19 protein-coding genes and 1 pseudogene are annotated in these 22,117 nt (G+C 65.1%); 7 read left to right on the top strand and 13 right to left on the bottom strand.

Annotated features, from left to right (window positions below):
- Positions 1-31 precede the first annotated feature (31 nt).
- Positions 32-232: a helix-turn-helix transcriptional regulator gene (locus J7360_RS15235; RefSeq protein WP_022560258.1), complete on the bottom strand. Its 201-nt coding sequence runs from the start codon at positions 230-232 to the stop codon at positions 32-34.
- On the bottom strand, positions 229-816 hold the full coding sequence (locus tag J7360_RS15230) for a hypothetical protein (RefSeq protein WP_007965075.1): 588 nt from the start codon (positions 814-816) through the stop codon (positions 229-231). The genes J7360_RS15235 and J7360_RS15230 overlap by 4 nt, the downstream gene beginning before the upstream one ends.
- Before the next feature lie 458 nt (positions 817-1,274).
- On the opposite strand from J7360_RS15230, the gene J7360_RS15225 reads away from it, so the two are divergent.
- Positions 1,275-2,837: a beta-xylosidase gene (locus J7360_RS15225; protein WP_057660718.1), complete on the top strand. Its 1,563-nt coding sequence runs from the start codon at positions 1,275-1,277 to the stop codon at positions 2,835-2,837.
- Positions 2,838-2,955: 118 nt separating this feature from the next.
- On the opposite strand, the gene J7360_RS15220 is transcribed toward J7360_RS15225, so the two are convergent.
- Complete coding sequence (locus J7360_RS15220; protein WP_022560260.1) at positions 2,956-3,228, bottom strand: metal/formaldehyde-sensitive transcriptional repressor; 273 nt, start codon at positions 3,226-3,228, stop codon at positions 2,956-2,958.
- A 65-nt stretch (positions 3,229-3,293) separates the two neighbouring features.
- Between J7360_RS15220 and dmeF the strand changes: the two genes are divergently transcribed.
- A complete protein-coding gene (dmeF, locus tag J7360_RS15215; RefSeq protein ID WP_209034175.1) occupies positions 3,294-4,331 on the top strand; it encodes a CDF family Co(II)/Ni(II) efflux transporter DmeF in 1,038 nt (345 codons plus the stop codon).
- A gap of 85 nt (positions 4,332-4,416) precedes the next feature.
- On the opposite strand, the gene J7360_RS15210 is transcribed toward dmeF, so the two are convergent.
- On the bottom strand, positions 4,417-5,244 hold the full coding sequence (locus J7360_RS15210; RefSeq protein ID WP_161797553.1) for a ferredoxin--NADP reductase: 828 nt from the start codon (positions 5,242-5,244) through the stop codon (positions 4,417-4,419).
- 36 nt (positions 5,245-5,280) lie between these two features.
- Between J7360_RS15210 and J7360_RS15205 the strand changes: the two genes are divergently transcribed.
- From J7360_RS15205 to J7360_RS15190, 4 genes are all read left to right on the top strand, one after another.
- On the top strand, positions 5,281-6,276 hold the full coding sequence (locus J7360_RS15205) for an ABC transporter ATP-binding protein (protein WP_057660724.1): 996 nt from the start codon (positions 5,281-5,283) through the stop codon (positions 6,274-6,276).
- On the top strand, positions 6,273-7,085 hold the full coding sequence (locus J7360_RS15200) for an ABC transporter permease (protein ID WP_172955879.1): 813 nt from the start codon (positions 6,273-6,275) through the stop codon (positions 7,083-7,085). The genes J7360_RS15205 and J7360_RS15200 overlap by 4 nt, the downstream gene beginning before the upstream one ends.
- Positions 7,085-8,029 (top strand): 2-dehydropantoate 2-reductase, encoded by a 945-nt coding sequence (gene panE, locus J7360_RS15195; protein ID WP_057660730.1) that lies wholly within the window; start codon positions 7,085-7,087, stop codon positions 8,027-8,029. The genes J7360_RS15200 and panE overlap by 1 nt, the downstream gene beginning before the upstream one ends.
- Positions 8,030-8,310: 281 nt before the next feature.
- Complete coding sequence (locus J7360_RS15190) at positions 8,311-8,826, top strand: hypothetical protein (RefSeq protein ID WP_003487308.1); 516 nt, start codon at positions 8,311-8,313, stop codon at positions 8,824-8,826.
- A gap of 137 nt (positions 8,827-8,963) precedes the next feature.
- On the opposite strand, the gene J7360_RS15185 is transcribed toward J7360_RS15190, so the two are convergent.
- From J7360_RS15185 to mgtE, 9 genes are all read right to left on the bottom strand, one after another.
- Positions 8,964-9,365, bottom strand: coding sequence for an acyl-CoA thioesterase (locus J7360_RS15185; protein ID WP_003487309.1), 402 nt, complete (start codon positions 9,363-9,365; stop codon positions 8,964-8,966).
- Between the two features lie 37 nt (positions 9,366-9,402).
- Entirely contained in the window at positions 9,403-9,855 is a 453-nt protein-coding gene (locus J7360_RS15180) for a hypothetical protein (RefSeq protein WP_057660733.1), read from the bottom strand.
- Between the two features lie 37 nt (positions 9,856-9,892).
- A complete protein-coding gene (locus J7360_RS15175; protein ID WP_003487311.1) occupies positions 9,893-10,219 on the bottom strand; it encodes a thioredoxin family protein in 327 nt (108 codons plus the stop codon).
- A complete protein-coding gene (locus J7360_RS15170; protein WP_057660737.1) occupies positions 10,191-10,673 on the bottom strand; it encodes a flavodoxin in 483 nt (160 codons plus the stop codon). Before J7360_RS15170 ends, J7360_RS15175 begins: the two co-directional genes overlap by 29 nt.
- Before the next feature lie 169 nt (positions 10,674-10,842).
- Positions 10,843-11,886 (bottom strand): ribonucleotide-diphosphate reductase subunit beta, encoded by a 1,044-nt coding sequence (locus J7360_RS15165; RefSeq protein WP_003487313.1) that lies wholly within the window; start codon positions 11,884-11,886, stop codon positions 10,843-10,845.
- 174 nt (positions 11,887-12,060) lie between these two features.
- Positions 12,061-14,559, bottom strand: coding sequence for a ribonucleoside-diphosphate reductase subunit alpha (locus J7360_RS15160; protein ID WP_007965098.1), 2,499 nt, complete (start codon positions 14,557-14,559; stop codon positions 12,061-12,063).
- 597 nt (positions 14,560-15,156) lie between these two features.
- Complete coding sequence (locus tag J7360_RS15155) at positions 15,157-16,200, bottom strand: DUF475 domain-containing protein (protein ID WP_003487316.1); 1,044 nt, start codon at positions 16,198-16,200, stop codon at positions 15,157-15,159.
- Positions 16,201-16,305: 105 nt separating this feature from the next.
- Entirely contained in the window at positions 16,306-19,014 is a 2,709-nt protein-coding gene (locus tag J7360_RS15150) for a bifunctional acetate--CoA ligase family protein/GNAT family N-acetyltransferase (protein WP_057660744.1), read from the bottom strand.
- A gap of 115 nt (positions 19,015-19,129) precedes the next feature.
- Positions 19,130-20,497 carry a magnesium transporter gene (gene mgtE, locus J7360_RS15145; RefSeq protein WP_007965104.1) on the bottom strand — a complete coding sequence of 456 codons (1,368 nt, stop codon included), beginning with the start codon at positions 20,495-20,497 and terminating at the stop codon, positions 19,130-19,132.
- 743 nt (positions 20,498-21,240) lie between these two features.
- Here mgtE and J7360_RS15140 point away from each other — a divergent pair.
- A pseudogene (locus tag J7360_RS15140) lies at positions 21,241-22,067 on the top strand (carbonic anhydrase family protein).
- Positions 22,068-22,117: the final 50 nt, after the last annotated feature.

Here is a 22,117-nt window from a genome sequence, read left to right as displayed (position 1 = left end):
CGTTGCATGCGGCCACACGTGACCGCGGCAACTAATGCCCGTCTTCGTAAAGAAAAACATGCTCGATCGATTCCCCAAACAAGCGTGCGATACGGAACGCCAGCGGCAGGCTGGGATCGTATTTTCCGGTTTCCAGCGCATTGATCGTCTGCCGCGACACACCCAGCCGTTCGCCAAGCTCCCCTTGCGACCACCCATTGGCCTCGCGCAATTCGCGCACGCGGCTATTCATTCAAAACGACGCGCGTGGATGCTTTTGGTGATACCATAGATGGCGCACAGCAAGGGAAACACCCACAGCATCGCCGCGCTCGCCGGAACATCGATCAACTCGGCGGCCTGCAGAAATCCGGCCGTCATGTACGCACCGCTGACCAGCCCGGCGGCAATGGCGATCGCTTCCAGCTCGATCCGCCGTTGCATTTCATCAGAATCGCGCACGTAACGCGCCACCGCACGAATGACCAGTACCACCAGCACTGCCGGCAGCAGGGCGATCAACACCCGCGCCCAGTTGGACCCGACATGCCCAAGCAGAAAGCGCCAGAACAGCATCACCAGCACGTACAACAGCATCGGGATGCCGAATTCGCGGTAATACCGTTGCGCCAGCATAGGGCGGGTGCTGTCGCGCATGCTGCCGCGCGTCAGCCACATCGGCACCGACAGCAGCATGCATGATCCACCGATGCCGGCGCTGAGCCCGGCAAGGTAGTTGTTTAACGGCAGCACCTGCCACAGACCGAGCAGCCCAGTGCCGAGGAAGACCAGTCCCACGCAGAACAGCAGCAGCGCCTTGCGTTTGCAGCTTGTCATTTGCACGGCCCCGGCACAGCCATGACGCGCGCTGCCCGATCGCTGCGCGCATGCCCGGCAACCGTGCGCACAGCGCATCGCGTTGCGCGGTCATGCCTGCATTCCATTTGCCTGTGCCGCCGCCGCATCTCTGTCGCCTGTCAAGTACGCTTGACAGGCAAGATGCGCCCACTGGCGCTTACTGTCAAGCACCCTTTACACATTCGAACGCGGTTTTCCGCATCCGTCTTCATTGCTGGCCCAAGCGGCGAACACCCGTCGCAGGACGCCGGCTGGTAGGTACAGACGACGCACAGCCGCCGCAGCTTACGCGCGGAACATCCCGATGCCGAGCCGCGGCCGCGTTCGCATGGCGGCTGCCCAGCTGTGCTGCTGGCCTCGCTGCATCACGCCGCATGTCGGCAGTGGTCTGCCGCGCATGCGTTACGCTGCAGGCTCGAACTTCAGCAGGAGCGACGATGCGTTCAAATGTCTTGTTGGCAGCAGCGCTGTGCTGCGCAGCGACCTCTGCCATGGCGCAGCACGCAGCGCCGCGCACGATCCAGCTGGATCTGGCCACGGCTGGCGCGCCGGTCGATCGTTTCTACGACCTGTCGGTTGGCTCGGATTTCCCCGGCACGCTAATCCGCAGCGATACCCAGGCGCATCTGGTGCCTGCGGTCCACGAGCTGGGCTTCCGTTATCTCCGCTTCCACGATGTGTTTCATGACGTGCTCGGTACCGTCAAAACGGTAGACGGCAAACTGGTCTACGACTGGACCAAATTGGATCAGTTGTACGACGCGCTGCTGGCTAAGCGGATTCGCCCGTTCGTCGAATTGGGCTTCACCCCAAGCGCGATGAAAACCTCAGAGCAGACGTTGTTCTACTGGAAGGGCAACACCTCGCATCCGGATCCTGCCAAGTGGACGCAGTTGATCGATGCGTATGTGCGCCACATCCGCGCGCGCTACGGTGCCGAGGAAGTGCGCCAGTGGTATTTCGAAGTGTGGAACGAGCCCAATCTGAAGGATTTCTGGGAGAACGCCGACCAGCAGGCCTACTTCGATCTGTATGCGAACACGGCGCGCACCATCAAGGCGATCGACCCGCAATTGCGCGTCGGCGGCCCATCGACGGCAGGCGCCGCCTGGGTACCCGAGTTACTGGCCTTTGCCGCCAAGAACACGCTGCCGATCGATTTCGTCACGACACATACCTATGGCGTGGATGGCGGGTTTCTCGATGAAAACGGCAAGCAGGACACCAAGCTGTCCGCATCGCCGGATGCCATCGTCGGCGATGTGCGACGCGTGCGCGCACAGATCCAGGCCTCGCCGTTCCCGGACCTGCCGCTGTACTTCACCGAGTGGAGCAGCAGCTATACGCCGCGCGATTTCGTCCACGACAGTTACATCAGCGCGCCGTACATCCTGACCAAGCTCAAACAGGTGCGAGGCCTGGTGCAGGGCATGAGTTACTGGACCTATACCGATCTGTTCGAAGAGCCCGGCCCACCGCCGACGCCATTCCACGGTGGATTCGGGCTGATGAACCGCGAAGGCATTCGCAAGCCGGCCTGGTTCGCCTACAAATACTTGAATGCACTCAAGGGCCGCGATGTACCACTCAGCGATACGCATGCGTTGGCCGCGGTGGACGGCAAGCGTGTGGCCGCGCTGGCGTGGGATTGGCAGCAGCCGGTGCAGGCAGTGAGCAATACGCCGTTCTATACCAAACAGGTGCCAGCCACCGACAGCGCGCCGCTGCGCGTGCGCATGACCCATGTGCCTGCCGGCACGTACCAGCTGCAGGTGCGCAAGACCGGCTATCGGCGTAACGACCCGTTGTCGCTGTACATCGACATGGGCATGCCCAATGACCTGGCGCCGCGTCAGTTGACGCAGCTGCAACAGGCCACGCGCGATGCCCCCGAGCAGGATCGCCGCGTGCGCGTGGGCGCCGACGGCGTGGTCGAGATCAACGTGCCGATGCGCAGCAACGATGTGGTGCTGCTGACGCTGGAGCCGGCGGCGCGCTGAGCGTAGAAGTCGGGATGCCACGCGTTAGAACGACGGGGCGCGACACGCCCATGCAGGCCGTGCCGCGCGCATGGACCGCAACCGGCCCAGAGTGAGCGCAATTGTCTGTCGGCCGCGCTTACTTGAGATAGGTCTTGAGGATGGCGGTGATGTCATCCACCGCCAGCTCACGCTCGCCCGGTGCCTCGGGTGCGGCGACATGATGCTTCAGATGCTCGCTGAGCAACTCGACCATTAAGCCTTGCGCCGCACCGCGGAACGCGGCGACCTGGGTCAGCAGCGCGGTGCAGTCCACGTCCTGTACCAAGGCCTTTTCCAGTCCTTCCACCTGCCCGCGGATCCTGCGCACGCGCGCGAGCAGTCTGGATTTGTCCTGATTGAGATGTGCCATCGATATATACCCCCCAGGGGTATTTAAGATACCCTGTGGGGGTACCTTAGCCAGAGCCACCGCCGATGTCGATCACTCACGCCGCGCCGCATTGCGCCCAGTCGCACACCTTTGCCAGCGCCAACCCGCTCGCCGAGCGCAGCACCCGCAAGGCGGTGATCCTGACCGTGCTCATGATGGTGGTGGAGATCGTGGGCGGTTGGACGCTCAATTCCATGGCCCTGCTCGCCGACGGCTGGCATATGAGCTCGCACGCGCTGGCGCTGGGACTGGCGTTGTTCGCCTACCGCTTCGCGCGGCAGCATGCTGGCGATGTGCGCTTCACCTTCGGCACGTGGAAGGTCGAAGTGCTGGGCGGTTACACCAGCGCGATCCTGTTGCTGGGCGTGGCCGGGCTGATGGCATTCCAGTCGGTGGAACGCTTGTTCACGCCCAAGCCCATCCAGTATCAGGAAGCCACCCTCATCGCAGTGATCGGCCTGCTGGTAAACCTGATTTGCGCGTGGTGGCTGCGCGATTCGCATGCACATGGCCACGCGCACGGGCATCATCATGGTCACGCGCATCCGGCTCACGGCCATGCGCACACACACGACAGCCATGGTCATGGTCATGGTCATGGTCATGGTCATGGTCATGGTCATCGCCAGGATGCGCACAGCGATCTCAATCTGCGCGCGGCATATCTGCATGTGGTGGCCGATGCCGCGACCTCGGTGCTTGCGATCGTGGCGCTGGTTGCCGGCATGCACTGGGGCGTGACCTGGCTGGATCCCATCATGGGCATCGTCGGCGCTGTGCTGGTGACCGTCTGGGCCTGGGGGTTGCTGCGCAGCACCGGCCGCGTGTTGCTGGATGCGGAAATGGACGCACCGGTGGTGGCGGAAGTGAAGCAGGTCATCGCCGAGCTTGGGCATGCGATCGACATCGCCGACCTGCATGTCTGGCGCGTCGGCGGCGAGCGTTATGCCTGCGTCGTCAGTCTGGTCACTGCGGCCGACATCGATGCGGAGCTGGTGCGTGACGCACTGCAGATTCACGAGGAACTGGTGCATGTCACGGTCGAGCTGCAGCGCCCGGCGCTTCTAGACGCTGCCGGCTAAAACCGCAGCAACTTGGCATCACACGCTGCAGGCCGCAGCACGCCTGCAGACACAGGCGGCATCGACGCGCCGCCTGCAGGCCACCTCAGACCTTCGGCGGCGTGGAGCTGACGTATTTCTCGCGGCGGATCTGCGCACTCGGCAGGCCGGCGGCTTTGAGCGCTTCCAGGCAGGTGTCCACCATGTCCGGGTTGCCGCACAGGTAGGCGATGTCGTGCGCGGCATCGGGCGCGAACTCGGCCAGATGCTGCTGCACGTAGCCGTGCCGCACATCGGCGTGCGGCTGGGCGGGCACGTCGCGCGAGAAGCACGGTACGTAGCGGAACTGCGGATGCGCATCGGCAAACGCGCGGAAGTCGTCGCCGTACAGCAACTCGGCCGGGGTGCGTGCGCCCTGCAGCAACACCACCTGCACACCGCGGGTGGCGATTGCCTCGGCCAGCAGCGGCAGCATCGAGCGGTACGGGGTGACGCCGGTGCCGGTGGCGATCAGCACGTAACGCTGGTTGTGATCGCCCGCCTGCAGGCAAAAGCGCCCGTAGGGCCCGCTTGCCTGCAACTGGTCGCCAATTTCCAGGCCCTCGAACAAGGCCGTGGCCGAGCCGCCGGGCACGAAGCTCACCGCGATCTCCACTGCCTCGCCCGGCCCCAGCGCATGATCGTGGATGGTCGCCAGCGAATAGCTGCGCTTGGTCGGCGTGCCATCGGCGTAGTCGAAATGGATCTGGATGAACTGGCCGGGCTGGAAATCCAGCGGCTGCCCGTCGTCACGGACGAACTGACAGTGGGCCACGGTGGGCGCAATCATGCGCCGGTCGACAAGCTTGAGGGGGAATTGAACGGGCACGAACGTATTTGGGACAGTCTGTGATCGGGGCAAACCCCAACGGGCTTCTATAATAACGGGCTGCAACTCGCTGCGCCGTCGCCCTGGCGCAAAGGACCCGGCTTGAATTCCCCATCTCCCACTGCGCCCGCCCTGCGCGTGTGCGATCTGCGCAAGACCTACGACAACGGCACCCAGGCGCTCAAGGGCGTCTCGCTGGACGTGGCGCCAGGCGATTTCTTCGCCTTGCTCGGCCCCAACGGGGCGGGCAAGTCCACCTTGATCGGCATCATCAGCTCGCTGGTGAACCTGTCCGGCGGACAGGTGGAAGTGTTCGGTACCGACCTGGTCCGTCACCGCAGCGATGCGATGCGCCTGATCGGCCTGGTCCCGCAGGAAATCAACTTCAACCTGTTCGAAAAACCCTTCGACATCCTGGTCAATTACGCCGGTTTCTACGGCATGCCGCGCAGCCAGGCGCAAGCGCTGGCCGAAGTGGAACTGCGCCGCGCGCACCTGTGGGAAAAGGCCCAGGTGATGAGCCGCACGCTCTCCGGCGGCATGAAGCGCCGGCTGATGATCGCCCGCGCCATGATGACCCAGCCGCGCCTGCTGATCCTGGACGAACCCACCGCCGGTGTGGATATCGAGATCCGCCGCGACATGTGGCGCGTGCTCAAGGACATCAACGCCGCCGGCACCACGATCATCCTGACCACGCATTACCTGGAAGAAGCCGAACACCTGTGCCGCAACCTGGCCATCATCAATCACGGCCAGATCGTGACCCAGGGGCCGATGCGCGAACTGCTGGCCAAGCTCGACGTGGAAGGTTTCCTGTTCGATATCGACGGTGAGCTGCCGGCGCAGTTGCCGGTGATCGAAGGCACCACGCTTACCGCCATCGACGGCCACACGCTGGATCTGGACATGCCGCGCGCGATGGACCTCAACCGCGTGTTCGCCGCGCTGGGCGATGCCGGTATCCGCGTGCGCTCGATGCGCACCAAGAGCAACCGGCTGGAAGAGTTGTTCGTTCGTCTGACCGGGCCCGGCGAGACCGTCGCCGCCCCGGCTCCTGCCGCAGTGGCGCCCGCGCGCGCGGCAGGCCACCCATGAGTCCTTCGGAGCCGTCGATGTCCGCCACGCCCGCCACACCCCGCCAACGCAACTGGATTGCGCTGGGCACCATCGTGCGCCGCGAAGTGCAGCGCATCCTGCGTATCTGGGGCCAGACCCTGGTGCCGCCGGCCATCACCATGACGCTGTACTTTTTGATCTTCGGCGGGCTGATCGGCTCGCGCGTGGGCGACATGGGCGGCTACAGCTACATGCAATTCATCGTGCCGGGCCTGGTGATGATGAGCGTGATCCAGAACAGCTACGGCAACATCTCTTCGAGCTTCTTCGGTGCCAAGTTCGGCCGCCACGTCGAAGAGCTGCTGGTCAGCCCGATGCCCAACTGGGTGATCCTGTGGGGCTACGTGTCCGGCGCGGTGCTGCGCGGGGTGATGGTCGGGGCGATCGTGCTGATCATCGCGATGTTCTTCACTCCGGTGCGGATCCCGCATCCATTCGTCACCCTGACCACGGTGCTGCTGGGCGCGACCATTTTCTCGCTGGCCGGGTTCGTCAACGCGGTCTACGCCAAGAAGTTCGACGACGTGGCGATCGTGCCCACCTTCATCCTGACCCCGTTGACCTACCTGGGCGGCGTGTTCTATTCGGTGAAACTGCTGCCCGGCTGGGCCGAAGCCGCAACGCATGCCAACCCGATCTTCTACATGGTCAACGCGTTCCGCTACGGCCTGCTCGGTAGCTCGGATGTGCCGATCTGGGTGGCCTACGCACTGATGCTGGGCTTTGTCGCCGTGCTCAGCGCCCTGGCCTTGTGGCTGCTGCGGCGGGGTGTGGGGCTGCGGAGCTGATGGCCGTGCGCATCCTGATCCTGGGCGCCGGCGGCACCGGTGGCTATTTCGGCGGACGCCTGGCGCAGGCCGGCGTGGACGTCACCTTCCTGGTGCGCGAAGCGCGTGCCGCGCAGTTGCAGGCAGACGGCTTGCGCATCCGCAGCCCGCTGGGCGATGCCGATCTGCAGGTGGCGCATGTCACCGCGCAGGACTTGCCGGCATTGGTGGCGCAGCAGCCGTTCGATCTGATGATCTTGAGCTGCAAGGCCTACGACCTGGACAGCGCGATCGACGCGATTGCGCCGGCGGTGGGCGAGCACACCACGGTGTTGCCCATCCTCAACGGGCTGCGCCATTACGCGGCCCTGGACGAGCGCTTCGGCGCCGCGCGGGTGCTGGGCGGGCTGTGCTTCATCAGCGCCACCAAGGGCGAGCACGGCGAGATTCTGCACCTGGGCAAGCCGGCAGCGATCACCTTCGGCGAGCGTAGCGGTGACGCGCATTCGGCGCGGGTGCAGGCATTTGCCGCCGCCTGCGCGCAGGCCGACATCACCCATGTGGCCAGCGAGAAGATCGCGCAGGAACAATGGATCAAGTACAGCTTTCTCACCGCGCTGGCCGCGGCCACGTGCATGATGCGTGCGCCGGTGGGTGCGATCGTGGTCACCGACGACGGCCGTGCGTTGATCAACGGCCTGTACAACGAATGCCTGTGGGCCGCCGATGCGGCCGGGCAATCGATTCCCGAGCCCGCACGCGCCAACGCGTTGCAGACGCTGCTACAGGTGGATTCGCCGCTCAAGGCCTCGATGCTGCGCGACCTGGAAGCCGGCCAGGACGTGGAAGCGGCGCAGATCGTCGGCGACATGCTGGCGCGCGTGCGCGAGACCGGCCGCAATGCCCCGCTGCTGATGGCCGCCAATGTGCACCTGCAGGCGTATCAGGTGCTGCGGCACCGCTGAGAAGGTGGCAGGCGGCGGTCGGTGGCTGCGCGCCAGCCCCCATCCGCCCTTCGGGCACCTTCCCCCGCAGGCGGGAGAAGGAAGCTGCCTGGGGGAACGGTGACTACCGTTGCATCAATGCGCGACTACCCTCGGCACCACTTCCAATACATCCCTTCCCCCGCTCGCGGGAGAAGGTGGCGCAACGCGCCGGATGAGGGCGCGCCGGCTTGGCGCAGCCTTCGCGCTGTAACGACGCGGTGCACACGATGCTCTGCTTCCCATCGCCCGCCTCGCCCCTGATGAAAGCGCTCAGCCACCTGTTTCGTGCCGGTCATTTCGTGATCCTGGCGTTCTTCGTGCTGTGTGCGGCGGGCCTGGTGACGATGGCCGGGCTGGAGTTGTGGCACGGCTTCACCCCCGGCGGCGACATGGTGGTGCGCGACCGTTTCAACGTCGTGCTTGAAGCTGTGGGCCTGCTGACGGTGGCGCTGGTCACGCTCGAACTGGGCCAGACCATCTTCGAAGAAGAGATTCTGCGCGACGTCAAGGTCAGTGGCCCCACGCGCGTGCGGCGGTATCTGTCGCGCTTTTTCGTGGTGATCGTGATTGCCCTGGCGATCGAGACGCTGGTGTCGATCTTCGAGCTGATGCATGCCGACCCGGCCAAGCTGCCCTACGCCGCTGCCGTCGGCTCATGCGCGGCACTGCTGCTGATCGCCTGGGGCGTGTTCGTCAAACTCAATCGCAGCGCCGAAGAGCTGGAACCGGAGGCGATGGAAGAAACCAAGCGCGAAGACCGCGAAGTGCAGGAGTAAGCGCGGTCAGCGCAGCTAGCGAGCGGTCGTCAGACGTGGGGCGGATGACGCGCAGGAACCGCAGTGTCCACGTGACACATGCCGCACCGAGCACCGATCACGCCCGCATGCGGCGGTGCAGTCGCTATCGGCTGCGGTTAGTCCGCCGCTGGCAAGGGCGGCACCGCAGTCGGCTTGCCATCGGCATCGAGCGCAATCATCACGAACTGCCCGCGCGTGCACAGCTCGCGCGCGCCGCTGAGCAGGTCTTCGGCGATCAATTCCACTTCCACCGTGATCGAGCTACGTCCCACCAAGACCACGCGGGCGATGGTTTCCACCATCTGGCCCTGGCGGATCGGCAGCTTGAAATCCACCTGATCCGAACGCGCCGTCACCACGGTGCGGCGCGCATAGCGCGAGGCGGCGAGAAACGCGGCCTTGTCCATCCACGCCAGCGCCTGCCCACCGAACAGCGTGCCCAGATGATTGGTGTGATTGGGAAACACGATCTCGGCCATGCGGGCTTCGGTCGGTGCAACGGGCGTGGAACTGGTCATGAAGAAGTGCCGTCAGAAGGAAGGAAAGCCAACCCGATCAGCTGCGCAGCGTCGGCAGGAAGCTCAGGTCCAGGTGGTAACGCAATGGACGCTGCGGATCGACGAAGACGCGCAGCAGTTGTCCATCGGCCATAAACGGCTGCGGATCGACCCACAGATTATCGCTGCGATACTCGGTCAAGGTGTCGTGCGTGCGGTCGTGGCGATGGGCCAGGATACGGAACGGGTGCACGCCATTGACCTGCAAAGACGCATTGCGTTCAACGCACACAAAACGCGCCTCCACCACCGTGCCATGCCGGCGCAACCACGCAGCACGGCGCGCATGCCAGACGCGATAACCGAGGATGCCGCCACCCACGCCGCCGAATACCACGCCCAGCAGCAACAAGATCCAGCGCGCCTGATCCGGCAGCAGCGCCGCACCGGTCAACAGGCCCAACCCCGCCAGCAGGAAGCTCCAGGCGACGATGGTGACCGTGGTGTTCATTGCCGGGCACCTTGCATCGACCGGGCGTCCGTCGCCATCACAGGCCGCTGCGGACCGCCGCTTCCACCTGCGCCGGCGACTGGAAGCCGGGCAGACGCGCCACTTCCGCGCCATCGCGATACAGCGCCAGGGTCGGGGTCTGGCGCAGGCCCAGGTCGCGGAAGAAGTCCTCGCCCACCACTTCCAGCTTGACCTTCAACAAGGCCACGCCATTGGCGGCATCGCTGTTGGCGAACTTGTCCAGCGACATGTCGAGCATGCGGCAGCCGGGGCAGTTGTCCTTGTAGAAATCCACCAGCGCGCGCGGATGCGCGGCCAGGGTCTGGGTGTAGTGCTCAGGCGACGTGACGGTAATGGTCTGCATTGGGATCGTTCTTGCATTGGGCCAGAACCGTGTCGGTCCAGGCGGCGATGGCCTGCGCGTCGCGCTGGCCGTGGGGCATCTGCTCGATGGTCAAACGGGGAAACGGGCTGTCGAAGAAGCGCGCGATACGGTGCACCGCACCGCAGAAATACTCTTCGCCCCACTGCGTTTCGCCAGTGCCGAACACGGCAACGCGCGGCGGCTTGCCCAGCGTGTCGACCAACTCGACGATGAAACGCTTCATCTCTGCCGGCGTACGCCCGCCGTTGTCGGTCCAACTGCCAAGCAGAAACAACGCGTACTGCCCTGGCGCATGCGGCACCTGCTCCAGCCGCTGCATGTCGGTTTCCAGCCAGGTCACCGCATGCCCGGCCGCTTCGCAGCGCAGCGCCACCGCACGCGCCAGATCGCGTGTGTTGCCGCTCAACGATGCCAGGGCGAGCAGGATGTTCATGGGGCGGGGATTGGGGAGTCGGGATTGGGGATTCGCAAAAGCCGCAACTGGTACGTCATTGAAAGTCCTTGATCGATGTGTCTTAGCGCAGTGCTGCTGTGACGAATCCCAAATCTCCAATGCCTAATCGCGGCGCTTCAACGCATCCCAAATCCCAAATCCCGGCTCCTCACAGATCGTCGAAGCCGTTATCCGAGTTGGTCTTCTTGTAAGACGCATTGCGCATTTCGAAGAAGTCGGTCTTGGTCTCGGTGAAGTTGTCGGCGTAGGCCTTGATCCACGGCATCACGTTGTCGTTGGCGCCTTCGTACAGCTTCTCGATGCCGAGCATGCCGGCCATCTTGTTGGCGCGGTACTTCACATAACGGATCATCTCGTCCACGTCGATGCCGTCGATGCCGTCCAGCACTTCGGCGGTCCACTGGGTTTCCAGGTCGATCGCGTGTTCGAAGGCCTTGTGCACGTAGTCGGTGAGCTGGTCGCCCTGCAGCGCCTGGTTCTCGCCGATGATGGCGCGAATGAGCTCGCTGATGAACTTCGAATGCGCCAGTTCGTCGCGGTTGATGAAGCTGATGATCTTGCCGGTGCCGGTCATGCGGTTCTGGCGCACCAGATTGTAGAAATACGCAAAGCCGGAGTAGAAGTTGATGCCTTCCAGGATCGAGGACTGGATCAGCGAACGGATCAGCGTTTCGGCCGTCTTCTCGCGCATGAAGTCTTCGTAGGCGCCCATGATCGGCGCATTGCGCTTGATGATGGTCGGGTGCGTGCGCGCGATTTCGAACACGCGGTTCTGGTCGGCCAGGCCGGTGATCGAGGCCAGCACGTAGCTGTAGCTCTCGTTATGGATCACTTCCTGCTGGCCGATGATGGCGGCATTGGCATGCGCGGCCGGGTCGGTGATGTATTCGGCCACGTTGTAGATGAAACGCGTCTGCGGCGAATCCAGCGTGGCCAGCAAGCCGATGATCGAATCGTAGGCGTTCTTTTCGCGCGCGGACAGCTCGTTGTACTGGCGCGCATCGCCCTTCATGTCCACCTCGTCGGGGATCCAGAAGTTGGTCGACAGTTCCTTGTAGGCCCGATAGAAGGACGGGTACGGAATGTCGTTCCAGTTGAGGATGCCCGAGGTCTGACCGTTGATGATGCCGGTCGAACGGTTCGGGTTGCGCGGCTCAAGGATCTTGATGCGGTCGAGCGGTGTTGCGGACATGGGTTTCTACTCGTGTTTCAGGCGTCGCGCGTACAAGACAGCAACGGCGCAACAAATCGATCTGGAGGAAAGCCCCCTGAGTCAGGGGGCGCGCCAAAGGCGCGGGGTGTGGGAGCTGGTGAAGCAGGGTCCACGGTTCGCGACGCGAACCGTGGAAGCGAAGCGCGAATGCGCTTAGCTACTGCACCATTCGCACTCACTGATGTCGATGTCGTTGGAGCGCACGTAGTACGTGGTCTTCAGCCCTTCGCGCCAGGCGGTCATGTGCAGGTCCAGCAGCGTGCTCGCACGGATGGTGCTGGGCACATAGAAGTTGAAGCTGATCGACTGGTCCACGTGCCGCTGGCGGCGCGCGTTCTGGCGCACGCTGGCGAACTGGTCGACCTTGTAGGCGCCCTTTTCGTAGTACGGCCAGGTCTCCAGCGACAGGCCAGGAGCGGCAACCGGACGGCGGAAGTCCTTCTTTTCTTCGTAGTAGAACGCGCTGTAGATCGGGTCGATGGAGGCGGTGGAACCGGCGATCTGCGCGGTGCTCATGTTCGGTGCAACCGCCAGCATCCAGGCATTGCGCACGCCATTGACCGCCACCTGCGCCGACAGCTCCAGCCATTGCGGGCTGTTGTAGTCGCGCGCACGGAAGTACTCGCCGTTGTGCCAGTCGCTGCCGCGGAACACGCTGTAGGTGCCCTTTTCCTTGGCCAGCTCCATGCTCGCCTGGATGGTCAGGTAGTTGATGCGCTCGTACAGCTCGTCGCTGTAGTCCTCGGCTTCCTTGGCATTCCAGTGGATGGACTTCTGCGCCAGCAGATGATGCCAACCGAAGGTGCCAAGACCGATCGCGCGGTACTTCTGGTTGGTGATGGTGGCCTGCGGCACCGGCAACTGGTTCAGATCGATCACGTTGTCGAGCATGCGCACCTGGATCGGGATCAAGCGCTCCAGCACGTCGGCACCCAGCAGATCGGCCTGGTCGGCCTGCACGGTGATCGCGCGACCCAGGTTGATCGAGGACAGGTTGCACACGACGAAATCGCCCGCCTTCTTGGTGGTGACGATCTGATTGCCGCTGATGATCTCCTGCATCATCCGCGTCGGGCTCATGTTCTGCAGGATCTCGGTGCACAGGTTGGACGAATAGACCATGCCCTCGTGCTTGTTCGGGTTCTTGCGATTGACTTCATCGCGATAGAACATGAACGGGTTACCGGTTTCCAGCTGGCTGACCATGATGCGCTTGAAGATCTCGATCGCCTTGACGGTCTTGCGCGTGATGCGCTCGTCGGCGACGACTTCTTCGTACTTGCGACGGAAGCTGCCGTTGGCGTCGCCCTTCTTCTCATCGAAGAAATCCTGCAGGTACCAGCCCTTGATCCGCTTCACTTCGTGCGGGTCGAACAGGTACCAGTCGCCGCGGCGCTCGACCGCTTCCATGAACAGGTCGGGGATGCACACCGAGGTGAACACGTCGTGCGCGCGCAGGCGCTGGTCGCCGTTGTTCAGGCGCAGGTCCAGGAACGCTTCGATGTCGCGATGGAAGATGTCCAGGTAGACCGCGATGGCGCCCTTGCGCTGGCCCAGCTGGTCCACCGACACGGCGGTGTTGTTGAGCTGCTTGATCCACGGCACCACGCCGCCGGACGAATTGGACACGCCACGGATCGCCGAACCCGACGAACGCACATAACCCAGGTACGCGCCGACGCCGCCGCCGTGCTTGGACACGCGCGCCACGTCGGTATTGGAGTCGTAGATGCCCTGCAGGCTGTCGTCGACGGTGTCGATGAAGCAGCTCGAGAGCTGGCCGCCGACCTTGCCGGCATTGGCCAGCGTCGGGGTGGCCACCGTCATGTACAGGTTGGACAGCGCCCAGTAGGCCTCGCCGACCAGCTGCATGCGGCGCTCGCGGCTGCCCTTGCCGGTGCCGATCTCGTCCTGCATCAGGTACAGCGCGATGGTCAGCCAGCGCTCCTGCGGCAGTTCGAACACGCCGCGCGAGCTATCGGTGGCCAGGTAACGCGTCGCCAGCAGGTACAGGCCGTTGTAGGCGAACAGCTTGTCGCGCTCGGGCTCGATCATCTTGCCGGCTTCGATCAGCTCGTCCTTGGAGTAGCGGCGCAGGATGTCGTTGGAATAGACATTGCGGTCGGCCAGGCTTTCCTGCAGGCCGACGAACGAGCCGTACTTCTGGCTGGCGTCGTAGAAACGGTTGCGGCTGGCGCGCTTGTACAGGCGGCGCAGGTACAGACGCGCAGCGAAGTGCTCCCACTCCGGGGTGGTCAGATCGACGCGGGCTTCGGCCTCGCGGATCAAGTGGTCGACCAGGTCGTCGGCGTTGACGCTGTCCTTGCGCTCGACGAACCCGAACACCGAGCGCTTGTAGTCGGCCACGTCCAGCTGCGGGAACTCGGCATGGATCTGGTCGATGGCGCGCTCCAGGCGCTCCGGCTCGAACGGAATCTTGCGATTGCCCGCTTCTTTCGTGATCCAGGTGGAGACGTTTTGTTCTTCGATGGTCTGTGCGTGCATTGCAATGGCTTGGCGGGGAGGCGGCACGATGTCCGACGGGTCGGTCAATTCCGGCGCGCCGCAGGCGGGCGCGGCAACGCTGGCGGGAACGCTGGTGGGTATTGCGGTACCGGCGGCGATCGCGGAAAGGGTGTCGTTGGTGGTCATGCGTCCTCCATGCGTAGGCACACGAACCTGCCGGAGCAGGCAACGACCGAGCGGCGTCCACGGTGCATTGGCGACACAGGACGCACAGCGCGCAGGCCATGGCCTGCGGCGGCATCACCACCAATTTCCCTGAACTCCCACGGTCGCCATCACGCGGTGTGCTGTCGCATGATGGTGTTCGGTGGCAACGCGCTGCCGTCATCGGGCCGGAAGCGACCGCGGCAATGCCGGGGCGCGTACAGGTCGCTGAGATGGGAGCCACAGGCAATGTCGCACTTGCGCATCGCCTTCGTCTCATCGGTGCCACTTGGGGGCGGTCACCACCGAACCCCAAGATAGTGGGGTACCCCCAGGGGGTCAACACCAAATGTGCCCAAATTGCGCCGAGCCTTGCGGCACAACGGGCTGCGCTGACGAGCGGTCGCCTCGCGCGGCGGGAGGACGAATCCGACTGCGCAGGTCAAGTCGGGAGGGTCCTGATTCGCTCGCCACACTCACCCGCCGTCGACACCAGGCGTGCTATCGGTAGCGTTTTTTTGCTGGGCGCCCACGCGCCCGCCAGCCGATCAGCGACCGCGCAAGCTCGCCGGTGATCGCTCAGATCTCGGTCGGCCCGATGTGGTGACGCTTGCGGTAGCGGATCGACGACCACACCGAGGCGGCGATGAAGGCCACGCCGATCAGGCCGGTCAGCACCTCCGGCACGTGGTAGACCGTGCCCACCAGCATGATGATCGCCAGCACGCCGATGGCGTAATGCGCGCCGTGCTCCAGGAACACGAATTCGTCCAGGGTGCCCTTGTGCACCAGGTAGACCGTCATCGAGCGCACGAACATCGCGCCGATCGCCAGGCCCAGCATGATGATCACCACGTCGCGGGTGATGGCGAAGGCGCCGATCACGCCATCGAACGAGAACGAGGCGTCCAGCACTTCCAGATACAGGAAGGCGGCGATGCCCGAACGCTTGGCCGGGCCCATGCTGCCGTCTTCGCTCTCTTCGGCCTCGAACAACGCATCCACGCTGCCGACCAGCAGATACAGCAGGATGCCGCCCAGGCCTGCGAACAGCACGCTCTGGAAGATGCCGTCCGGCAGGAACAGCTTGGTGCCCAGCAGCACCGACACCGCCACGATCACCGACATCGCATCGGCCTTGCCCAACTTGCCGACCAGCCGCTCCACCGGGCCCAGCCAGTGCAGCTTGCGCTCCTGGTCGAACAGGAAATTCAGGAACACCAGCAGCAGGAACATGCCCCCGAAGGCGGCGATGGACGGGTAGTTATCGGTCAGCACCTGGCTGTAGCGGTCCGGCTCCTTCAGCGCCATCTGCATCACCGGCACCAGGCCCATGCCGGTGGCCACCGACACGATCACGATCGGGAACACCAGGCGCATGCCGAACACGGCGATCAGGATGCCCACGGTCAGGAACAATTTTTGCCAGAACGCGTTCATGTGCTTGAGCACGCCGGCGTTGACCACTGCGTTGTCGAACGACAACGACACTTCCAGCACGCTCAACACCAGGCACAGCCACAGCGCCTGCCAGATCCCCATCGATGAGGTGTGACCCCACCACGCAGCCAGGCCCAGGCAGATGGCGGCGACCAACAACGACATTCTGAAATCGCGAAACATTGACACTCCCAGGCGGGCCGAGACGACAGCCGGAGCAATGGGCCAGGGCGAAGCCTGGCAGTCCGGCGTGCGGTGGAGGATGGGGGACCGCGGCGTGACGCAACGTCAGGCCGGGCGCGGCTCGCCCATTATAGGGAGTGTCACCGCCATCAGGGTTGCATCGTCCGGATCCGGGCGCACGCCAAAGCCCAGGCTCTGGCACATCGCCAGCATGGTGCGGTTCTCGCGCAGCACCTGACCTTCGATTTGTTTGAGGCCCAGCCAGCGCGCGTACTCGATCATGATGCGCATCAGCTGCCAGCCGATGCCGTGGCCCTTGAGGTCCGAGCGGATCAGGATGCCGTACTCGCCGCGCTGGTAATCAGCGTCGGCGTGCAGGCGCACTGCGCCGAGCATGTCGCCGGTCTTGGGGTCGATGGCCACCAGCGCGATGGAGCGGGCGTAATCGAGCTGGGTCAGCCGGGCGATGAATTCGTGGCTGAAATGCTTCACCGACTGGAAGAAGCGCAGGCGCAGGTCTTCGTCGGTGACGCGGGCGAAGAAGGCGCGGAACAGCGCGTCGTCTTCCGGGCGCACCGGGCGCACCAGCGCATGGGTGCCATCGCCCAGGCCGATCTGGCGCTCCCATTCCTTGGGGTACGGGAAGATCGCAAAGCGCGGATGGCCGCGGCCCTTGTGCAGCTTGCGCGCTGGCGCCACCGCCACGCGGGCGTCCAGCGCGATCACGCCATCGCGGTCGGCCAGCAGCGGGTTGATGTCCAGCTCGGTGATTTCGGGGATGTCGGCGGCCAGCTGCGCCAGCTTGACCAGTACCAGCGCCACTGCACGCTCGTCGGCGGCCGGCACGTCGCGGTAGGCCTTGAGGATGCGCGAGACGCGGGTGCGGCCGATCAGCTCGTGGGCCAGGCGCAGGTCCAGCGGCGGCAGGGCAAGCTCGCGGTCGTTGATGACCTCCACCGCGGTGCCGCCGCGCCCGAACACGATCGCCGGGCCGAACACCGGGTCGTCGGCGATGCCGGCGATCAGTTCGCGCGCCTTGGGCCGCAGCACCGTGGGCTGCACGATCACCCCTTCGATCACTGCATGGAGATGCGCGGCGCGCGCCCGCGCCAGGATGCCGGTGGCCGCTTCGCGCACCGCCGCCACGCTGGACAGGTTCAGGCGCACGCCATCCACATCGGACTTGTGCGCGATTTCGCTGGACAACACTTTCAATGTCACGGTGCGGCCGACGGCCAGTAACGGGTCGGCCAGCAATGCGGCCTCGTTGGCGGTGGCGGCCACCTGCAGCGGCACGATCGGGATGCCGTAGGCGGCCAGCAGGCGGTTGGTGGCGACCGGATCCAGCCAGCGCCGGCCGGCCGCCAGGGCCTCTTCCACCAGCGTCCGCGCGATGCCGGCATCCACGACGAAGTCTTCCGGCAGGCTGGGCGGGGTCTCCATCAGCGCCGCCTGCGCCTCGCGGTAGCGCACCAGGTGGGTGAAGCCGCGCACCGCGTCCGATTCGGTGGCATAGGTGGGCACGCGTGCGGCGTTGAGCGCGGCGATCGCCGCATCGTCCTGGCCCAGCCACACCGCAAACACCGGTTTGTCGCGCTGGTAGCGGTTGCGCTGGTCCAGCGCGCGGGTCAACGCCTTGGCCGCATCGGCCGAGGAGGTGAACGCGGTGGGCACGTTGACCACCAGCAGCGCGTCGTTCTCCGCATCGTCCAGCAGCGCCTCGATCGCTGCGGCATAGCGCGCGCCGTCGGCGTCGACAATGATGTCGACCGGGTTGCTGCGCGACCAGCCTTCCGGCAGCGATTGATCGAGTCTTTCCAGCGTCTTGGGCGACAACTCGGCCAGGGTGCCGCCACGCAACACCAGCTGGTCCACCGCCAGTTGCCCCACCCCGCCGCCGTTGCTCAGAATGGCCAGGCGCCGGCCCGGGAAACTGCCGAGCCGACCCAGGGTTTCGGCGGCGGCGAACAGCTCGTCCAGCGCGCCCACCCGCAACAATCCCGCACGCGCGAACGCGGCGCCGTAGACCGCATCCGAGCCGGCCAGCGCCTGCGCGTGGGTGTCGGCATTGGGATTGATGCGGTACTGGCGGCCGGATTTGACCACCACAACGGGCTTGGCACGCGCGGCGGCACGTGCGGCCGACATGAACTTGCGCGCATCGCCGATGCGTTCGACGTACAGCAAAATCGCGCGGGTGCGGTAGTCGGTGGCGAAGTAGTCGAGCAGATCGCCGAAATCCACATCCAGCGTATCGCCCAGCGACACCACCGCCGAAAACCCGACCGAGCGCGCCACCCCCCACTCCACCAGCGCGGCGGCAATGGCGCTGGATTCGGAAATCAACGCCAGATCGCCGGCCTGCGGGCAATGCGCGGCGATGCTGGCGTTGAGTCGCGCATGCGGGGCGATCACGCCCAGGCAGTGCGGGCCGAGGATGCGCATGCCTTTGGCGCGCGCGGCCGCTTCCATGCGTGCGGCCGGCGAGCCGGGGCCGCTGCCCAGACCGGCAGTCAAGATGATCGCCGCGGCCACACCACGCCGCGCGGCGATGGAGACGATGCGCGGCACGATACGCGCCGGCGCGGTGATCACCACCAGGTCGGGCACCCACGGCAGATCGGTCAGCCGCGCCACCGTGCGCACGCCGTCGATCTCGCTATAGCGCGGGCTCACCCAGCCGATCTGGCCGGGAAACCCGGCCGCGCGCAGGTTACGCACCACCGCCCGCCCGGCCGAACGATCACGCGGGCTGCCCCCCACCACCGCCACGGTGCCGGGACGAAAGACCTGCTGCAGGTGGTACGTACTCATCGGACGGGGGACGCGAATGCCATCGCACTACGGTACACGCACTGGCGTTTCAGGGCATGGGGTGACGGATGCATGCGCACATGCATGCATCCGTGATTACCTGGGCGCGATGCCTCTATAACAGCGTGCCGCTCAAGATCAGCGCAGCGATGCTGAAATAAATCACCAGCCCGGTGACATCCACCAGCGTGGCGACGAACGGCGCCGAGGCGCTGGCCGGGTCGAACCCGAAGCGTTGCAGCACGAATGGCAGCATCGAGCCGGACAGCGAACCGAAGGTGACGATGCCGATCAGCGCCGCGCCGATGGTCAGCGCCACCATCTGCCAGTGCGGGCCATAGTCGTACAGGCCGGCGGTCTGCCAGATGGTGATGCGCACGATCGCCAGCACGCCCAGGATCGCGCCCAGGGTCAGGCCGGTGGGCAGTTCGCGCAGCGCCACCTTCCACCAATCGCGCAGGCGGATTTCGCGCAGCGCCAGCGAGCGGATCAGCAGCGAGGTGGCCTGCGAGCCGGAGTTGCCGCCCGAGCTCATGATCAGTGGAATGAACAAGGTCAGCACCACCGCCTTGGACAGCTCGTCCTCGAAGTGCTGCATGGCGCTGGCGGTGAGCATTTCGCCCAGAAACAGCACGCTCAACCAGCCGGCGCGTTTCTTGATCATCTGGCCGAAACCAATCTGCATGTACGGCTTGTCCAGCGCTTCCATGCCGCCGAACTTGTGCACGTCTTCGGTGGATTCGGCGATGAGCGCGTCGAGCACATCGTCCACGGTGACGATGCCGAGCACGTGGCCGCGCGCATCCACCACCGGGATCGCCAGCAGGTCGTGGCGACGGATCAGCCGCGCCACTTCTTCCTGGTCCAGTGCCGGGTCCACGGTGACCGGGGGATTGACCTGCGCCACGTCCAGGATCGGCGCCTCCGGCGCGCCGGTGATCAGGCGACGCATGGTCACCACCTGCTGCAGCACGCGGGTGTGCGGGTCGAGCAGATAAATCGCATACACCGTCTCGCGGCTGCGCTCCACCTCGCGGATGTGCTGCAGGGTGCGGCCGACCGTCCAGTCCGACGGCACGGCCACGAACTCGGTGGTCATCAGCGCGCCGGCGGTGTTGGGCGGGTAGCGCATCAGCGCCTGGATCGACAGCCGCGCCTCGGCACTGAGCAACCACAGCAGCGGCTGGCGCTGCTCGGCATCCAGGCCATGGAAGATATCGGTGGCGCGGTCGTCGGCCATCTGCCCAAGCAGCGAGGCGGCCTGCTCGGCCGGCAGCGACGCCACCAGCGTGCTGGCATCGCGCAGCTCCGGCTGTTCGAGCAATTTCACCGCACGCAGCAAAGGCAACGCGGCCAGCACCTGCGCCGCTTCGTCGCGGTCGAGGGTGTTGAGATATTCCACTGCATCGGCCGTGTTGAGCTCGGCCAGGGGTGCGGTCAGTGCATCGACGCCTTCGGCAAGGCGCAGGGTTGGATCGTACATGGTGGTTCGCCTGGTGACGACCGTCGTCGATGACAGCCGGCGAACCTGGGCCTCAGGCGCGCGCCAGCTGGGTCATCGACCCGGGTCTAGGGTGACTGTCGCTGGACATGGGTAAGGGCTCCAAAGGTGCGTACCGACCGGTGATCCGGGCGATGGCGCGGCGCAGTCTGCGCGCCTGAGTCGGCTTGGTCAATGCCCTGCGCGCAGGCCGCTTAGAGCGTGTTATGCACGTTGAGATGAGATGCGTTGGCCGCCGACCCTCCGGAAAGCGCCCTGTGCGCGCCGATACCGCGTTGCGCGCCTTGCCCAGGCGGCGGGGCCGCAGCGCACGGCTTGTCTCGACGCGCCACAGGACGCTTCGCACTCACCTCAAAGCACATGACACGCTCCAGGTGGGCTTCCAGAAGCCGGGCGGCGCAGGCATGCGCCAGCCAGGCGCTGGGTAACAGGCCGGCAGCGGCGCGATGTGGGGCGTGCCGGCGCACGGGGCATTGCGCAGCGTTGCGGCTAGGCTGAGGACGCTCGCGCGGCGATACCCCAGCGCCTGCCGGGCAGGCGTTCTGGCTGATGCTGTGGCGCCGCTGGCCGCCGCGACAGAGCCGCGCAACCGCCTGTCGCCGCGCCGTGCTGAGAGTCACACTTCATTGCTACAGTCCGCTTCCCGCAACGCCTGGCGCGTTGCTTTTCCGCCATGGCATCGGCCATCGCATCCACGCAGTGGGTTTTTCTTCCGGAGTTTGTGCATGCCCGCTTCCAGGTCGCTTCTGTTACGTCGCATCAGCCCGCTGTGTCTGTGCATCGCCGCCGGCTGGGGCGCGGTGGGCATGGCGCAAACCGCATTGCCTGAAAGCAAGCCGGTGGAGGCGCATGAGACCGCGCCGCACACCGGGCACGAATGGGGCTATACCGGCCCGGAAGGTGCCGAGCATTGGGCCGAGCTGGCCAAGGAAAATGCGCTGTGCGGCCATGGCCAGCAGAACAGCCCCATCGATCTGAAAGGCGCCATCGACGCCAACCTGGGCACGCTGCTGCTGAGCTACAGCGCCGTGCCGCTGGTAGTACGCAACACCGGCCATTCCATCCAGCTGGATCTGCACGATGGCGGCAGCATGGCAACCGGCGGCAAGCAGTATCAAGCCTTGCAACTGCACTTCCATCACCCCAGCGAGCATCTGTTGAACGGCCGTCGTTTCCCGATGAAGCGCACCTGGTGCATCAGGGCCCGGACGGAACGCTGGGCGTGCTGGCGATCTTCTTCGAAACCGGCAAGGCCAACCCGGCCTTCCAGCGGGTGCTCGACGCCATGCCCAGGGACAAGGACCAGACCCGGCAGGTCGCCAACGCGACGGTGAGCGCCGAGGCGTTTCTTCCGCCGAGCAGTCAACGCAGCTTCTATCGCTACGAAGGCTCGCTGACCACGCCGCCGTGCAGCGAAACGGTGGACTGGGTGGTGCTCAGCCAGCCGGTGCAGGTCTCGGAAGCGCAGATCAACGCCTTCGAACGCGTGTACCCGTTCAATGCACGCCCACTGCAGCCGCTGGATCGGCGTTTTCTGCTTAAAAGCCACTGATTGCTCGCGCGGTGTGTCGACCGTGCGCGGCGTGTCACCCACCGCCTGCG

This window comes from Xanthomonas sp. D-99 (genome assembly GCF_017746145.1).
Taxonomy (GTDB): Bacteria; Pseudomonadota; Gammaproteobacteria; order Xanthomonadales; family Xanthomonadaceae; genus Xanthomonas; species Xanthomonas cissicola.
Note: the sequence above shows the minus strand (reverse complement) of the source record. Positions and strands in the feature narration are given on the sequence as shown.

Excerpts from the sequence above, each read along its gene's own strand:
- J7360_RS15235 (WP_022560258.1), bottom strand. The coding sequence starts at position 232 with ATGAATAGCCGCGTGCGCGAATTGCGCGAGGCCAATGGGTGGTCGCAA.
- J7360_RS15230 (WP_007965075.1), bottom strand. The coding sequence starts at position 816 with ATGACAAGCTGCAAACGCAAGGCGCTGCTGCTGTTCTGCGTGGGACTG.
- J7360_RS15225 (WP_057660718.1), top strand. The coding sequence starts at position 1,275 with ATGCGTTCAAATGTCTTGTTGGCAGCAGCGCTGTGCTGCGCAGCGACC.
- J7360_RS15220 (WP_022560260.1), bottom strand. The coding sequence starts at position 3,228 with ATGGCACATCTCAATCAGGACAAATCCAGACTGCTCGCGCGCGTGCGC.
- dmeF (WP_209034175.1), top strand. The coding sequence starts at position 3,294 with ATGTCGATCACTCACGCCGCGCCGCATTGCGCCCAGTCGCACACCTTT.
- J7360_RS15200 (WP_172955879.1), top strand. The coding sequence starts at position 6,273 with ATGAGTCCTTCGGAGCCGTCGATGTCCGCCACGCCCGCCACACCCCGC.
- panE (WP_057660730.1), top strand. The coding sequence starts at position 7,085 with ATGGCCGTGCGCATCCTGATCCTGGGCGCCGGCGGCACCGGTGGCTAT.
- J7360_RS15190 (WP_003487308.1), top strand. The coding sequence starts at position 8,311 with ATGAAAGCGCTCAGCCACCTGTTTCGTGCCGGTCATTTCGTGATCCTG.
- J7360_RS15185 (WP_003487309.1), bottom strand. The coding sequence starts at position 9,365 with ATGACCAGTTCCACGCCCGTTGCACCGACCGAAGCCCGCATGGCCGAG.
- J7360_RS15180 (WP_057660733.1), bottom strand. The coding sequence starts at position 9,855 with ATGAACACCACGGTCACCATCGTCGCCTGGAGCTTCCTGCTGGCGGGG.
- J7360_RS15175 (WP_003487311.1), bottom strand. The coding sequence starts at position 10,219 with ATGCAGACCATTACCGTCACGTCGCCTGAGCACTACACCCAGACCCTG.
- J7360_RS15170 (WP_057660737.1), bottom strand. The coding sequence starts at position 10,673 with ATGAACATCCTGCTCGCCCTGGCATCGTTGAGCGGCAACACACGCGAT.
- J7360_RS15165 (WP_003487313.1), bottom strand. The coding sequence starts at position 11,886 with ATGTCCGCAACACCGCTCGACCGCATCAAGATCCTTGAGCCGCGCAAC.
- J7360_RS15160 (WP_007965098.1), bottom strand. The coding sequence starts at position 14,559 with ATGACCACCAACGACACCCTTTCCGCGATCGCCGCCGGTACCGCAATA.
- J7360_RS15155 (WP_003487316.1), bottom strand. The coding sequence starts at position 16,200 with ATGTTTCGCGATTTCAGAATGTCGTTGTTGGTCGCCGCCATCTGCCTG.
- J7360_RS15150 (WP_057660744.1), bottom strand. The coding sequence starts at position 19,014 with ATGAGTACGTACCACCTGCAGCAGGTCTTTCGTCCCGGCACCGTGGCG.
- mgtE (WP_007965104.1), bottom strand. The coding sequence starts at position 20,497 with ATGTACGATCCAACCCTGCGCCTTGCCGAAGGCGTCGATGCACTGACC.